13 protein-coding genes and 1 tRNA gene are annotated in these 16,427 nt (G+C 30.6%); 4 read left to right on the forward strand and 10 right to left on the reverse strand.

All coding sequences use genetic code 11. From position 1 onward, the window contains the following. Position 1: 1 nt before the first annotated feature. The 3 genes from PFY10_16430 to PFY10_16440 all read left to right on the forward strand — a co-directional run bounded on the left by PFY10_16430 (position 2) and on the right by PFY10_16440 (position 1,692). Positions 2-226, forward strand: a complete 225-nt coding sequence (locus PFY10_16430; protein WBV55810.1) for a signal peptidase — start codon at positions 2-4, stop codon at positions 224-226. A 61-nt stretch (positions 227-287) separates the two neighbouring features. Beyond that, a complete protein-coding gene (locus PFY10_16435; protein ID WBV55811.1) occupies positions 288-1,574 on the forward strand; it encodes a TlpA disulfide reductase family protein in 1,287 nt (428 codons plus the stop codon). 44 nt (positions 1,575-1,618) lie between these two features. Beyond that, positions 1,619-1,692: transfer RNA gene (locus tag PFY10_16440), tRNA-Met, on the forward strand. A gap of 314 nt (positions 1,693-2,006) precedes the next feature. Here PFY10_16440 and PFY10_16445 read toward each other — a convergent pair. The 10 genes from PFY10_16445 to PFY10_16490 form a co-directional block, all read right to left on the reverse strand. Continuing rightward, on the reverse strand, positions 2,007-3,305 hold the full coding sequence (locus tag PFY10_16445; GenBank protein WBV55812.1) for an HlyD family efflux transporter periplasmic adaptor subunit: 1,299 nt from the start codon (positions 3,303-3,305) through the stop codon (positions 2,007-2,009). Positions 3,306-3,376: 71 nt separating this feature from the next. Further along, positions 3,377-3,580 (reverse strand): hypothetical protein, encoded by a 204-nt coding sequence (locus tag PFY10_16450; GenBank protein ID WBV55813.1) that lies wholly within the window; start codon positions 3,578-3,580, stop codon positions 3,377-3,379. 49 nt (positions 3,581-3,629) lie between these two features. Further along, complete coding sequence (locus PFY10_16455) at positions 3,630-5,822, reverse strand: peptidase domain-containing ABC transporter (protein WBV55814.1); 2,193 nt, start codon at positions 5,820-5,822, stop codon at positions 3,630-3,632. A gap of 79 nt (positions 5,823-5,901) precedes the next feature. Then, positions 5,902-6,075, reverse strand: a complete 174-nt coding sequence (locus PFY10_16460; protein ID WBV55815.1) for a hypothetical protein — start codon at positions 6,073-6,075, stop codon at positions 5,902-5,904. A gap of 99 nt (positions 6,076-6,174) precedes the next feature. Continuing rightward, positions 6,175-7,680, reverse strand: a complete 1,506-nt coding sequence (locus PFY10_16465; protein ID WBV55816.1) for a thioredoxin domain-containing protein — start codon at positions 7,678-7,680, stop codon at positions 6,175-6,177. A gap of 187 nt (positions 7,681-7,867) precedes the next feature. After that, the gene (locus PFY10_16470; protein ID WBV55817.1) at positions 7,868-9,115 is read right to left on the reverse strand and encodes an erythromycin esterase family protein; all 1,248 of its coding nucleotides are present in this window, start codon (positions 9,113-9,115) and stop codon (positions 7,868-7,870) included. Between the two features lie 110 nt (positions 9,116-9,225). Continuing rightward, positions 9,226-12,393, reverse strand: a complete 3,168-nt coding sequence (locus tag PFY10_16475) for a lantibiotic dehydratase (protein WBV55818.1) — start codon at positions 12,391-12,393, stop codon at positions 9,226-9,228. 4 nt (positions 12,394-12,397) lie between these two features. Then, positions 12,398-13,591 (reverse strand): lanthionine synthetase C family protein, encoded by a 1,194-nt coding sequence (locus tag PFY10_16480; GenBank protein ID WBV55819.1) that lies wholly within the window; start codon positions 13,589-13,591, stop codon positions 12,398-12,400. 221 nt (positions 13,592-13,812) lie between these two features. Further along, positions 13,813-14,019 carry a class I lanthipeptide gene (locus PFY10_16485; GenBank protein WBV55820.1) on the reverse strand — a complete coding sequence of 69 codons (207 nt, stop codon included), beginning with the start codon at positions 14,017-14,019 and terminating at the stop codon, positions 13,813-13,815. Positions 14,020-14,296: 277 nt separating this feature from the next. Beyond that, positions 14,297-15,901 (reverse strand): helix-turn-helix domain-containing protein, encoded by a 1,605-nt coding sequence (locus PFY10_16490; GenBank protein WBV55821.1) that lies wholly within the window; start codon positions 15,899-15,901, stop codon positions 14,297-14,299. 340 nt (positions 15,902-16,241) lie between these two features. Here PFY10_16490 and PFY10_16495 point away from each other — a divergent pair, with 340 nt between their 5' ends. Further along, positions 16,242-16,424 carry a hypothetical protein gene (locus PFY10_16495; protein WBV55822.1) on the forward strand — a complete coding sequence of 61 codons (183 nt, stop codon included), beginning with the start codon at positions 16,242-16,244 and terminating at the stop codon, positions 16,422-16,424. The last annotated feature ends 3 nt before the right edge of the window (positions 16,425-16,427 follow it).

Consider the following 16,427-nt stretch of genomic DNA (forward strand, 5'->3'; position numbering starts at 1 on the left):
TATGAAAGCTTTAAATAAACTATTATATAGTCTTTTTATTTTTGTTTTTTGTGTATTGAATGCACAAGGAACGGGCCCTGGAGGACAACCTCCTGAGCCAGGTGGACCTCCTACTGGCCCCGGTGGAGATTCAGTGCCAATTGATATGTATATTTATTTACTATCAATAGTCGCAGTAGCATTTATTGTATTTTTTACAAGAAAATATAAGGGTCAAAAAATATAAAAATTTAATTAAAATATTGAAAACTCTCTGATTAATCAGAGAGTTTTTTTATTTTTACATTATGAAAAAGATATTTGTATTATCAGCAGTTTTATCTGCTTTTTCTTTACAGGCACAATTCACAATTACCGTTCAGGCACCGGCTGATTTTAAAGATCAAGATGCAATTCTATATACATTAAATGGTTCCAAAGATGTTATTTTTACAAAAGAGCAGAGTAAGAATAATGTATGGACTTTTAAATATCCGCAGAACTATGTTGGTATGATGAAAATGTATTTTCCTACTACCAATAATACATTCAATTTCATATCAGAAAATAAGAATGTAAACATTAAATTAGATACTCAGGGTAATAAGATTAAAGATGTTATTTACCAGGATGAGTCGAATAGTTTAATGAGTAAACAACAAGAAGGTTCTCAGAAAAAAGAGCTTATATTACCGGCATTAGCACAGATTAAAGAATACTATAAAGATAATACAGATTTTGGAAAAGCTCTGAAAGCAGAAATATCAAGATTATCAGGAGGCCTTGGAGAAGTGAACTCCACGGACCATCCGTTTATTTATTACTATAATACAAACTATAGTAAATTTTTAATTAATGACCCTAATAAAAAGGTATCACAGGAAGAAATAATCAATTTTATTGATAAGTCTAATGATATGCTTGAGACATCATCATTGTTGAGACCTGTATTGGTATCTTATCTTAATTCTGGTGGAAACAGCAATGTTGGAGCTTCTGTAGATAAATTACTTGATCGGTTAAAGGTGGAAACACCACGGGGTCAAACGGTATTATCCGAATTGATTGACATTTTTGATGTGTATGAAATGGCTGATTTAAAGAAAAAATATCTTGATCAGGCTAAAGATCTCAAATGTACGATTACAGACAGGTTAGCATCAACGCTTAAGGCAAATGCCAATGTACAGATTGGTGCAACTTTTCCTAATTATAAATTCCAGGCTCCGGTTAATACAAATGCCAAGTCTATTTATGATGTAAAAGCAGATAAGAAAATCATTGTTTTCTGGTCTTCCACATGCTCTCATTGTGAAACTGAATTGCCAAAACTTTTGGAGAAATATAATGATTTAAAAGCGAAGAATGTTCAGGTAATTGGGCTTTCTTTGGATGTAGATAAAGACTCTTACAATAAAAGAATTACCGCGTTTCCTTGGATTAATGATTCCGAGCTAAGAGGATGGAATAGTAGTTATAGTGAAACTTATAATATTCATGCAACTCCGACTTATTTTATTTTAGATGCTAACAATAAGATAATCAATAAACCAGACCATGTTGCCGATGTTTTGGAGTTTTTTAAGCTAAAATAATTTTGGAGGTTTAGAAATATTTTATATATTTGCACCACCAAAAAGGCGAGGTAGCTCAGTTGGTTAGAGCGCAGGATTCATAACCCTGAGGTCACGGGTTCAATTCCCGTCTTCGCTACTATAGAAAGGAAAAGTAAATTATTACTTTTCCTTTTTTGTTTTAAAAGATGATACCCATTAATATTTATTCTCATTCTTGGTTCCGAATCTCCGTAGTTTTCTTAGAATAAATCTCAATTAAGCCGTATAAAAAGAATTTTGTAAGCGTTTATATATAAAATGTTTTTATGAACTAGTTATGGCTAAATAACACAATTGACGTGCATATGATTATGTGATAAACATTACTATTGATATGTGATTACTATTGTAAGATTATATAAAAACCCACAACTATTAGTTGTGGGTTTTATATATTGTGATTTGGCTCTATTAGCTTTGATATCCCAATAGTTTTCTGATTTGATAGAAAAATCTTTCAATGAGTCTTAGATCCTGAGTAACAATATCAGCATTACCTCTAAGCTCTTTATCAAATGTGAGATTTCTGTTATATGATGTTTTTAAGCCTTTAGGAAGTAGAACATCTACGTAGTAATTTCCCTTTTCATCGGCAGAGAGAGAGATATTCTGTACTTTACCTTCTACAATACCATACTCCTGAAACCTGTAATTATCCAGTTTGATCAAAACCTTTTCTCCGGGAGCAATTTTTCCAGAGTTAGTAGGAGGGACATACATTCTTCCAACTAAATTCTCTTTATTCCGAGGTAATATAGATAAGATCGCATCCCCTGTTTTTACAAATTGGTTTTCTCCAAAGAATTGCTGAAAGCTGGCAATACCATCTGTAGAAGAAATAACAAGGAAGTTCTGCTCCCACTGTTTCATCGATTTTCTTAATTGCTCAAACAATTGCAGGCATTGTGAAGAGTAATTAATTTTATCCTTTTCCGTATTGATAGCAGTCCCGCTTTTAGTTTTGTTAAGGTTGGATATTGCTTCTTCCATTTGAGATAAAGAAATGGTAATATTTTCCAGATTTTGTTGAGCCTGGATGTATTTTATTTTTTCCCCTTCAAGTTCTACGGAAGCGATGACTCCCTGGTTAAAAAGTTCCTGTGATCTTTGATAGCTTTTTTTTGTAAGCTCATATTTAGCTTGTTCAAGTTTCTTTTGTTGTTTTGTCGTGGCAATCCTTACCCTGTATTCAGAAATACTTTGGTTAGCAGCAAGATTTTCAGGAGCGTAGGGCTGAAGTCTTGTAAATAATTCCTGATCCTGAAATGCTTTTGCAAAATTGTTATAATCTCCCTGAAGCTCTCCTAATTTATAATGAGACGTTTCATTTATAGGAAAGGAAGCTAAGTGAGTAGGAGAAAGAGAGTCGATGATTTTTTTCAGAGCAAGAACATCTTTATAATTGGCAGCAGACTGCATAACCATAAGGACATCATTTTTCTTAACCTCCTGATGGTCCTTGATAAAAATTTTTTCAATTTTAGAATTTGTTCTGGCCTCTAATTTTTCAGGTGGGTTTTGGGAAGTAACCACAATAGGAGCTGACACAAACTCAGGATATTTTATTATATAACTCATAATTAAAATGAGGATAAGGATAATAAATATGATGGTGTTTCCCCAGCGTATCATCCAATGGGGCGGTCTTGTAAGAATATCCTGAACACTTTCCGAACGAAGCTCTATATTATCTAAAATTTCTTTTTCCATATTAAAATAAACAATTGAAAATAAAAATCCTCAAATAGAGGATTTTGCTTTAATCTCTATAATGCTAAAAATTATAGGGGTAAATTATAATCACATTTGGGATCATTTCCCATTTCAACACCTGGAATTACTCCTCCCGGGCAATATCTGTTGCATGCATTCCACACTTTATCATTTCCTATAATGCAAAAACAATTGCATGGGTATGCAGGAATTGGGCCTGCACCATTTACTTCTTTTAAAACTTGTCTTTTGATTTTTTTTAAATTGTTCATAATTAATATTTTATGGGATTAGTATAGTGAAGTTAATAAAAAACACAGATTAATTTCCTAATTCAAGCTGATTTTTTACGAGTCTGTAATATTCCCCCTTCAGAGCAACAAGCTCAGTATGGCTTCCTTCTTCCACTACCTTTCCTTTATCTAAAACAATAATCTTATCTGCATGCTTTACGGTGGAGAGTCTATGAGCAATGACAATGGCTGTTTTACCTTTGAAAAACTGTTCAAGATTTTCCATAATTACTTTTTCATTGTTTGCATCCAATGCGGAAGTTGCTTCATCAAAGAAAATGTATTCCGGGGATTTATAAACTGCCCTTGCGATGAAGAGCCTTTGCTTTTGTCCACCACTTACGCCCACACCTTCATTTCCTATTTTGGTATTATAGCTTAGTGGAAGTTCTTCAATAAACTCTTTTATATTCGCTATTTCTACTGCTTTCCGTAGCTTCTTTTTATCAATATGATCTTCACCTATCGCGATATTATTAGCAATGGTATCATTGAAGATATAGCCTTCTTGCATAACAACACCACAATGATCCCTCCAGAATCTGGGTGAAACATTTGTTAGTTTTGTGTTACCAATTTTAATATCTCCCTGATTGGGTTCATAAAATTTCATTAACAGTTTGAGCAAAGTTGTTTTACCGCTTCCACTGGCTCCCACAATTGCTGTTGTTTTTTGATATGGAATACTCAGATTAAGATTTTCAAACACATAAGAATCCGAGCCTATATATCTGAATGAAAGATTTTCTATGTCAATATCCTTTTGAGGAAGGTCTGAAACATATTGTTCATCTTTATTCTCTTCGTCCTCTTTATCATGTATTTCTCCTAGTCTTTCAAGGGAAATTTTAGCATCCTGGGTTTGTTTGATAAAATCAATGAGCTGTAAAAGAGGACTGTTAAGCTGGCCTATGATATACTGTACAGAAAGCATCATCCCTAACGTGAGGTTTCCATCTAAAACCAGTTTAGCGGAAAGAAAGCTTACCAGAATATCCTTCATCTGATTAATAAAGTTACCTCCTACAGATTGCCATTGTTCTAAAGAAAGAGATTTGATCCTGATTTTAAACAGCTTAACCTGAAGAAATTCCCAATCCCAACGTTTCTGTTTCTCTGCATTATGCATTTTTATCTCCTGCATTCCATTGATCAGTTCGATAACTTTACTTTGTTCCTGAGAAACCTGGGAAAATCTTTTATAATCCAGCTCTTTTCTTTTGCCTAAAAAGAATGTGATCCATCCGATATATAAGATAGCTCCCACGAGGTAAACAATAAACAGTCTGTAATCATAAAGAAGTAATACTATACTGAAGATAATTAGGTTAACAAGTGAAAATAACGTGTTAAGTGATGAATTGGTCAGAAGCTGCTCAATTCGATGATGGTCATTAATTCTCTGCATAATATCTCCTGTCATTCTTGTATCAAAGAAACTGATAGGGAGTTTCATAAGTTTGATAAAGAAATCCGAAATAATAGAGATGTTGATTCTTGCAGAAAGGTGAAGTAAAATCCAGCTTCGAATAACTTCAATTCCCATCCTTCCTATAAAAAGCATGATTTGTGCAAGTAAGACCAGGTAAATAAAATGCAGATCCTGGTTTTGTATTCCCACATCTACGATACTCTGAGTAAGAAAAGGGAATAAAAGGGATAATAAACTTCCTGCCAATAATCCTACAGCAAGCTGAATAACCAAAGACTTATATTTAAATAAATATTTAGAAAGAAAGGAAAAACTAGCCTTACTTTCCTGATCATCAAATTCTGTTTGAAAGAAAGCTGGAGTTGTTTCCAGGATAAGAACAATTCCTTCCTCTGTATTTTCAGTGGCATTTTCACCAATCCATAATTTGATAAACTCGTCTTTATTGTAGGTGATGAGTCCATAACTTGGATCAGAAATATATACTTTATTATTTTTATCAACTTTATAGACTACGACAAAGTGATTCTTATTCCAATGTACTATACATGGAAAAGGAACTTCTTCAACAAAAGTATTAAAGTCCACCTGAACTCCTAATGAACGGAATCCTAAATCCTCAGCAGCATCACTCAGCCCTAATAAACTACTTCCTTCACGTGTAGTTTCAGAAAGGCTGCGGATTTGTTGTAACGATATACTTTTACCATAATGTTTGCTGACTATTCTAAGACATGTAGGACCACAGTCTTTAGCGTCAGGTTGCCTGTAAAAAGGAAATTTCTTCAAAATTCAAAATCATTTAAAAATGCCGTCATATTTTGACGACATTTTTTATTAATATTTTTTATACTAATTGTCATTATTTCTAGTAATTGCCGTCCATCAGTAAACATCTTTTGGACATTATTACCCTGCAAATTTCTGAAGGACAATAATCAGAATATAACACAAGTCTTCCGTTGGATAATGGTCTGCTGATTAAAGATTCTATTTGAATGCTTTTAGGATTCTGATGTGAAAAAAGTGGTATGTTTTTCATGCTATTAGTTTTCGATCAGTGTAAGCACTGTGATGACTTGTATAATGATGGTTATTTTTTTCCTAAATTAGTGAAATTTGTTAAATTATTGTAATTATTTTAAATTTCATCATCCTCAATTAATTCATCAATGAAATAATGAATATCCTCACGATCATATTTGTCAGGAAACTGAAATCCGTTAATAATTAAAATAGGAGTAAAGCTTAATCCCGCATTTAGATTTTCTTTTGACATCTCGTTTAATGAATTAAGATCCTCTAATTGGCCATTAGTACCTGCCAGATCTCTGATTTGTTTTTCATCTTTATTTTCAAACCAGGTTTCTACTATTTTTAAAAACTCACTTTCATGCTTGTTCTTATAGATACTCATAAAATCTGATAGGAGGCCTGTTGCTTTTTCGTTGGATTTTTCTGCAAAATAATTGAATCTTATCTGGGCAGAAATTTCATTCGGATATTTTTTTAAAAGACTTTCTAAAATTTCATGTGCACCCTTGCAAAAACCACAATAAGGATTTGAAACCACTAAAATATGGATTTTTGCATCTTTATTTCCCAGTGAAAAAGTTTCGTTATCACTGAAAGTAATTTTTTCCTTATCTAAAAGCTCTCTTTTAAACAGATCATAATTTCTTTTAAATCTTAAATTTTTTGCATTCGACTTTTGAAGAGATTCCTTATCTGTAAGCAAAGTATTGAAATAAGAAACCGCAAAAAAAGTAATTCCCCATAATAATATGCTTAAAATGGCAATATTTGCATTGAAATAAGAGTTTTCAAAAAAGAATAATGTTAAAATAAGTTGTGCTACAAGAACTGAAATGATTAATAGGCAAACTCTACAAAAAGTTTTTTCTACAAAAGCCTGAACATATAGTGAATAACCAATGGCAATAAGGGAAACAATGGTAAAGCCCTTTATTACATAACTTGTTGCAGGCAAAAATAATCCCAATACTGTAATTCCAACAAAATAGATTAAAGAGAAATCAGAAAATTTCAATCCCAGAATACTTGTTTTATCTTCATTAATAATTTTATTACAAGAATTCTTAATCTGATTTGCTGATGTATCACCACAAATGCTACCAATTACTGCTGATGTATTCCCAAATTTTTGATTAAAAATTTCCAGTGAAATATAGACTCCCACTAATGATAAGAAATTAAAGAGGATTTCAAACCATGAAAAATTCAGAATGGAATATAAAAGGATTACGGCAAGAATTGCATATATAAAAGGTTTGTAATTTGATATTTTTTGTTCTGCATTTTCTGTTTTCTCAAATAACAAAACAAAATTGGTCGCATTTTTGTGAAGTTCATCTTTATTTAATGTCTTTGATTTATCAGAATAAACGGAATATTGAGTTCCCGTTTTCTTAACCAAAGAGAAAGAATTATCTACAATTGCAATAAATTCTTCAGGAAGTTCATCCCAATATTCTTTATCCAATTCATAAGCATCATTTCTTACACCCAAAAAGTTGAGCGTATCACTAAAAGCAAGTGCTGAAGGATAATTGGGATGCGAATTAAACTGGAAAATGAACTCCTGCTTATCAAGTTTTAAGTAGTTGATTAGTTTATCTAAGGTCATGTTAATTTTTTTATCTAAAATACAAAGATGTTTTAATAAAACAAATATTTCTTCCTTTATAGGTGACTTAAGACTGATTTTTGAATTTCGTTGCTTATTATGTGTTAATAGAGATTTAGTAAATTATTGTTAATCATTTATATATGCTAAAATGGAGATTTGCTGAATTTTTGCAAGGTGACATATTTTAAAGGGTATGTACAGCTGCGGATGTATTTTTGATAAAAATAATGCCATCAAAGAAGTCACTAATATTAATGTCTTTAGTATAGGAGTCTTCCCTTTCAGGACCATAACCAATAAACTTCATTTTCAGCAGTTTCTTCAGATTAGAGTTTTGATGTAAATCGATGAAGAACATAGTGTCTTTGTTTTGGGAGAAATAATATTCCCATGATTTCTCTACGATAGGGTTAAGGGTATAGGATTTAAAACTATTGTTTTTTGTGTCAATTCTATCAAGTGTTGCACTATAAGTTCCCTTAGCGGTTAAAGTTCCCAATGCATAATATTTATCACCGTAATGTTGCTTTAGGTATCCTCCCATAGCTAGATCTGTAACATTATAAGGAAATTGAAAAGAAATGTGCGCAGAATGTGCCCATATGATGACTTTCTTTTTTTCTTCCTGAATTTTTGAAATCATATTTGCCATTAATTCATCTCTTGATTTTTCCTCTGTCTTCTTCTTTGCTGCATAAAAAGTTGAAAAAGCGTAGGTACAATTGGCAAGGGCTAATTCTAATGAAGACTTAGAGGATTTCATTGTATTTTGCTTTGTAAATGCATCAATTTTTTGTGTAAGTTCATATCCTTCATTCCCATTTTCTATGAGAGTATTCATATCAATCTTAAAATTTTTGTCATTTTGTTTATTCCAGATAGAATCCTGGATATTTCCAATTTCTTTTAGCCTTAAAAGATCCTTATTTATATCTTCATTATTTGATCCAAGTTGTTGCTGCAGAATTTTAATTGCATTAGATACATAATTAAAATCAGCTCCATACAAAGTAATTTTATCTGAATGTTTTTGATTGTAAAGTCTAATCCATGTAAGGAAATTTTTAACTTCGTCTGTTTGCCATATGGATAAAAGATTATTCTGCATCACAGTAGACAAAGGGACTTCAGAATTTAATTCCTGATTAAGGAAATAAGTATCACCGAATGCATTTTCAAAAATTATTGTTTTATAACCTTTATTGACAAGTTCCTTTATTAATGCTATTCTAACATCATTAAATTCTTTAGTGCCATGTGTTCCTTCCCCTAAGCCAATAATACTTTTTATATCAAAGGCATTTATTACTTGTTTCAGGTTTTTCCCTGTTTCCATATTTATAGAAGTATGTTTGTATTCCTGTGATTTTATAGTGGAATTATTAATCCATATAAATAGGAGGATATAAACCACTTTGAGTCTACTTAGCATAATATTTTTGTTTATTTCCATTTCAAAAGTATTTGTATAAATAAAGATAACTTCATCATTCATTCTTCTAAGCTGTATTACCAGAAGAGACGTAATTCCCTTTAAAAACCTTATTTTGCTAAAATCTCAACCGGCTTTTTTACTTTATTCTGATTGATCTTTTGATTATAATATCTTTTAAGGATATGGTATAATGAAAACTCGTATAGTCTTTGTTTATTAGTAAAAAGCCTATTGACACTCATATGTATAATACTTTCTACTAATTTATCATGAGAAAGCTGATGCAGGATTATTTCTTCCCTTATTAAGCTAAAGTAATGATCTATAATTTGAAATAATATTTCTCCTTCTTCTATATCTTCTACTTTCTTTTCATCTATAAGATTCTTATAATAGATTCTCTTTTGATTATAATCCTTATCTAGCTGGACGATTGTTTCCCTGCTGAACGAAAATTCGTTAGTAAAGTAATCACAAACATTGCTTGCATATTGACAAGCGTCTTCCAAAGAAATATTAAATGCTTCTATATATTTGTGTACAATATAAATTCCCGCTTTCCATTTGATCTCTTCAGGATTTTGATAATTATGAGTGATTACTGTTAACAATTCTGTCAACATCATGCTGTCGTGAAAGAATATACTTTCAACAGGCTCGATAGTTTTCGCCCCATACCTTTCTAATTCTCTTTTATAAGTATTTTGAGAAATATCTATGATTCGTTTATCTTGATATAAGGCATTGAATACTTTATTTAAAGCTAAATGAGGTATTGATGATTGTTTATTGCTGAAAATTCTTAATCTTAAATGATAGTCTGGATCGTTATATCTAATAAAAAACCACTTGTCAATACTTTTGTTTTCTACTAATACATCAAGTTCTTCCTTTAGATCAGTTAAAACTTTATCAGATTGATTAGATCCCATATAGATATTATAATATGTCCAATCACTTCCAATTATATAATTTCTTTGAGCACTCAATTCTTTTTCAGAACAATAAATATCATTAGAACTTTTCTTAGCCGGAATTTGTTTTTTGAAAAAGTAAAGCATTTCGTTATGATACTCATTTCCGTCAATATCTTTGATCGCATTATATTCTTCCAATATAGACTCTTGTATATTAATTACGGAATGTTTTTTAGCTTCTTCAATAAATATTTTCAAAGATGTAGCATGATGTGAATTAATCATCATTTCATTATCAAACATACTGATACTAAAGAAGGCTGGAATTCCTTTTTCTTTTGTATACTTTTCCCATGCTTCCAACAATTCGTGATCTGAAGAAGTATTTTCCAGGGCCTCAATAATTGATTTTGGTATTTTCCAGGATGCCTTTCTTAAAATGATGTTTTTATAATTTATTCTTGGGATTCTTTCGAAGAAGTCGGGTAAAAAACCTAAATCCAATGCATAGCTTCCAGTCCCCTGAAGTTCCTGAAGTTCGGCTAAAAATGTGAAAATTGGTAATCCTTTTGCTTTGTAATTTAAAGCACAACTTAAATAAGGTAAGACTTCTTTTTTCTTTTGTTTTGACCTTAATATAAATTCATCATTAACAAGTTTTATTTCCAAATCTGAAATTGGGATCTGATATTCTTGATCTACACTTGAATTTACTAAATAAGGTATTTCATATTTTCTTGAATTTGCCCTGTGCATAACATTTCCTAACCGATCCTGAGGAAGGTGGTTGAGCTCAGCAACAATTTTATCATGATGAATTTTTTCCTCGGCGTCCACAATGTCATGATAAAGATCTTTGATTTGATCATCTATTGTTGAAAATCTTCCAATTAGGAAGTTGGCTGTAGGTCCCCCAGCATATTTTAAGAATATTTTTTTATTATTTTCTTCATTGCTAACAAGAGATGTTGATACACAAAACGTCGCACTAAGTGATTTTTCGTCTTTAGGGAATTTTTTAAGTTCAGATTCTGTGATCTCAATATCGCTGGAATGATTTGATAAGCCAGCTAGTATTTTGTCTTTCCAAAAATCGTGTAAACTATTGTCCCATGTAATTTTTGTTAGAGGTGATCTATTTCTAGCTGTGTATTGAAAATCATCAACCAAATAATTTTTATGGGTACCACTTTTGTCTCCATATCCGATACCGTATTCCATATCAACGGCATCTGCTACAGAGACCCATTGGTTTTCATATCTCTTAGCAAAACTCTTTTTAAAGGCTTTTAGTTCAGAATTTTCTCTACCTTTTAAACTGAGTCTGGTTAAAGCGTCCATTGCCTCGTATATAATCTTAATGTTTTCAGAATCAAAAGATGAGTTATTAGGCTCTTTTATTAAATCAGCTTGTAATAATTTACTTTTTGTAAAATATAAATTCCCAATACTTCTTATAGATTGGTATAGCTCTTCCAGTTCTTGGGTGTGATTTTCAAAATTTTGATTATCTAAGGTAGCTACCTTATCCAAAATATCTTCTATTTTTTTCTTTAGCTTCTGAATTTCAGTATTTTTTCCATGACATTCACTATCAATTCTCATTAACGTGGAAATAATAATATTTTCATGACTTTCCCCAGTCGTAGAAGGTTTTAATTCAGACATGAAGATTTGAGCGTCAATTAATTCTTTTATAAAGGATGATCTTTCTTCATAGGAATAGTCTTTAATTAAATCAAAATCTATCATCTCATGAATGTAGCGTCCTTCTCTGGAAAACTTTAAAAGCTCCTCGATAATTTCAGAATACTCTACAGATGATAAATCATAACTTTTCCCTCCCTGTTCTAAGCTAACCTCTACATATCTGTATTTATTACCAAGTTTGTATAATGAGTTATTGGGCTTATATTTTAAATATGGAAAAACATATTCCTGCTTTTCAACATAGTCAGATAATTGATATAAGAATTCCATATCAAATTTAACTTTGACATGATTATAATCTGATTTTGCATTGGGAATGCAAAGTTGGGTATTTTGATGAGATTCTTCAACTACAGAAATTCCCGAAAAGGTACCAAAAGGGGTAGATCTGGTAGACATTCTTGATAAATATTTCAATACTGACTTTTCGAGTTTTTCTTTCTTTTTAGAATCCGTAATTTTATTGTTCAGATAAAGATTTATTTGTTCTGATAACTCTGGCGAAGCATAATGGATTGCTATTCTAATTTGATCATTTTGTCTTATGACTTCCCAGATATCCGTAGTAGGCTCAAAAATTTTTTTAAAAAATGATAATGGCAATGCCGGAGTCCTGATGATGGCTTTATTAAAATGTGTATAAGTCATATCCTTAGTTTAATAATAAAATATTATCCCAATCTGAATCTAGATTACTGTTTTCTCGCATTAATAGCATAATTGCTATCCCAATTTTTCCATTGAGTAATGATATAGTACTGGTATATTCATCATCTCCAACATAAGTTTTATAACTATGAGACTTTTCGTCTACTGAGTAAAAATCGAGAGTAGTTTCAAACCATTTTTGAGATGATTCCTTTAATTTTTCATTCGAGGTAATTTTATACAATTTTTCGTAGATGTACGAAACACCTGCAGTACCGTGGCAGATCATGGCATCTTTAACAACGAATCGTTCATGGTCTCTCTTCAATGCATTAATTGCAACTTGCTCTGCTATAGAATAGAGATAGGAGTCTTCCAGAAAGACAGCACTTTTTAATAATCCCAATGCAATAATATTGTCTCCGTAACACCATCCTAATGGAGCGTTATATGTACTTTCCCTGTTTGTATAGATAATACTTGGAAATTGACAAGAGTTTTCTTTTTTATAAAATTCCAATATCTTATCTGAAATGGCCTTAATTATGGATCTTACATCATGAGATATCTGGTTTGAATATTTTATAAGGAGACATAAGTTTGAAATGAGTCCATGAGCCATTCCCAAATTATATTTAGCTGTATAATCTCCTGATTCATCAAAGAATTCCAAACTATTATCTTTTTTTATTTGCTCTTCTACAATGAAAATATATTTTGAAAAAAAACTATCAATTTTTTCTTGTAATAAGACATTTTCACTTGCCCTCTCTAACAGGCAAAGTGCTATTCCCAATCCGCCATGTAAGAAATCAAACTTTTTATTGTGAAGGCAGGCATCAATTTCTTGCAATAAAATGGTGTCAAAATCTTTTAAAACGACTTCAAATTCTTCTGAAATTATTTTTTTCTTTTTTAAAAGATTCAGGGCATATCCTATTCCTGCCAAACCATTGCAAAATGAATTGCCACCAGAATAATTATCTTCATTGATATCTTGAAAAATTTGGGTAATTACATCTCCAATTTTATCAATGTATTGAGAATCTTGAGTGTTCTCATATAATAAATAATATAAAATCAATACACCGGCTCTACCATTGAATAGAGAGTTATCATTAGTATTAAATACATTCTCTGTTATATCTTGTTCCAGCTCGTGTATAATATTGCTGATATTTATATGTTTTGTTTTCATAGTTAATTATGATAAAGTGGTGAGTAATAGTTTTATTAATAAGAGAGCAACAAACAGCATATTTGAACTTAATTAGAGTAATTCGATGTTGTGACGTATTGAGTGTTAAAAATCAGTATAACAGATCTAATCTATAAGTGATTAATGTTATTATATTAAGGAATTAACCCCGTATACACGGGGCTAGTTCCAAAATATAATCTCTTATAATTTTATTAATCTTAACCTTGAGGCTCTAGTCCTTCTTCTGGTTTAGGTGGTTTTGTAGTAGAAGAATCCATTGTAGATGTACACCATCCACAAGTAAACCCGGCACAAGTGCTACCTCCAAAATTTCCTCCTTTTACAATTGACATTCCCTCTGCACTTAGTTGAGCGATTTTTTCCTTGTTTAAGCTTAATTTGCCTAATGATACTTGTTTTTTCATTGTTTTAATTTTGATTTTTAATAATAATTTATTCTGTCATATAATCCCTGACATCCGGGAGTGTTTGCTATTAGCGTAATATTCTTGTCTTTGTGCGCACAATTAAAAAATATTATTTGTTAATCAATTTTTGTTTTTGATTACAGAGCAAACTTACAGAACATTACATCTCAAAAAAAAGGAATAGGATGTGTATTTATAAATGTATAGGCATTGATTTATAAATATATTTTATTTAAGTATCTGTTAATTAGGTTTTTGTTAAGGATTTTGAAGTTTAATTCTGATTATGGGATTTTTCTACCTCTTTAATGTAAATGGAAAGTGTAGTTCCTGTTTTTTTCTTAAAAGCAATGGAAAATGCTTGTTCATTATTGTATCCCAACTCCTCTGAAATGACAGAAAGCTTGTAAGATCTAAACTTTTTATCATGAACTAATCTTGTTAACGCATAATTAATACGAAGATCATTAAGGTATGATGCGAAATTTTTTTCCTTATATGTATTAATAACATCCGATAAATAGGCAGAATTTGTTTTTAAAGTTTTTGCCAGACTACTAAGTGTAATTCCCTTTTTCAAAAATTGTTGCTTGGTCTCGAAATTTTCTAATCCCTTTAAAATAAACTGTACAACTTCTTCAGGAATTGATTTAGATTTAGATTCAATTTGATTAAATGGTATCTTTTTATCAGAGATCTCAGTAATTATGACATTAGGCTCTGGTTCTGTAAACGCATTATTCTTTTCTTCTATGGAATGAATTAATTTCTGAGCAATTTCTCGATGCCGTTTTTCCGAGTTTTTAGATTTTTTATATAGATATAAGAGGACTAAAAGACCAATAAATAATATACTTATTGAGATGTAGAGAATTTTTTTTCTGTTTTGTAAATCATTAATTATATTCTCTTTTTCTTTTAATAGTTGGGGAGTATCATATTGGCGAGGTAATTCCCTTGAAATATATCTGAATTGTGAGTCGAGTACCTTGTCAACGGTTAAGAAACGATCTATATAATAAAGCTGTTTTTCTTTATTATTATTTCCTTTGTAATAGTTAATCAGATAAGTGTATACTTCACGAAGTTCAGGGAATGTGTTATTGCTTTTCTGTACTATGGAATCTACTGAAGCAAAACTTTCTGCAGCTTTATTTTTTTCTTTCAAGCCATCATAAGCTTTACCCAGGTTTAATAAAGTATAATTGATATTGAGATCATTTTCACTTTTTGCAAAGAATTTTTTGCATTTTAATAATTGTTCAATTGCAAGATTAAATTTTTTAAGTTTTAAATTGTAAAAACCATCTAAAAATAAGTATTGATGATATTGATAAGTGTTTTTATTTTTTAGTGAAAATTGAATACCCTTTTGAATAAGTATTTTAGCAGAGTCCATTTTATTAATCTCTATATAAGTGTCGGCTAAATTATAATGGATCTGATTACGTTCATTTTCATTTAAATATATACCGTTGTCAAAATAAAATTTTAAAATTTTGGCAGCTTCTGTGTGTTTACCTATATAGTTGTTTAAATAGGCTATATTGATATTGGCAAAAGCTATTTGTCTTTTATTATTTTTCTCTTTTGCGAATTTCAGCCCTAACATATAATTATTGAATGCAGGCTTTAAACTATCATTTCGGAAATACAAATTACCTCGTAACAAATATAGCCTTGCCGGATAAATATTTTGATCTAGCCCTTTTTTGTTGATAAAGGCACTATCTATATAAATTAAAGCATTTTTAAGATTTTGATTAAAATGTGCAAGAATGTATCCTTCAGATATTTCACCAGCATTTTTTTCAACTTTTGCTTTATTTAAGTAATATTTTGAAATTATTTTAGCATCACTAATTCTATCATTATGCATACAGTCATAGAATTTTTCTTTTAGTTGCGAATAACTATACGTTTTTAAAGTATCATTTACTGCACTTTTAGAGAATAATAGATTAAATGATAGTATAAGAAATAAGAAGTACTTTGATTTCATTGTTTCACAAATAAACTGAGTGCAAAATTATACTTTTTTTAATATATATATCGACAAATGATGACATATTGTTTTTTGTATTTAATGTATTGTTTATTAGTGATTTATGTTGTTTTATTTGGTATTGAATTTATAAATTTATAAGTGTAAATTGCTATATGATCAAAAAAATTACTTTATTTGCAGCTCCTATGAATTAACTTAAACTTTAAATGAAATGAAAAAGGAGAAAAAACTATCTTTGAAGAAGGTTCAGATGGTAAAGATTAACAACCTGAACAAAATTATTGGAGGAGGTCCTAAGAATTTTGGCGATGGACTTGAAGATACGGGTACTTGTGCTGATATTGATAATACAAGTAAGCCAAAAGATACAATATCTGGAACCGCTTTTAATTAAAAG

Origin of the sequence: Chryseobacterium daecheongense (assembly GCA_027920525.1) — a bacterium.
Taxonomy (GTDB): Bacteria; Bacteroidota; Bacteroidia; order Flavobacteriales; family Weeksellaceae; genus Chryseobacterium; species Chryseobacterium proteolyticum.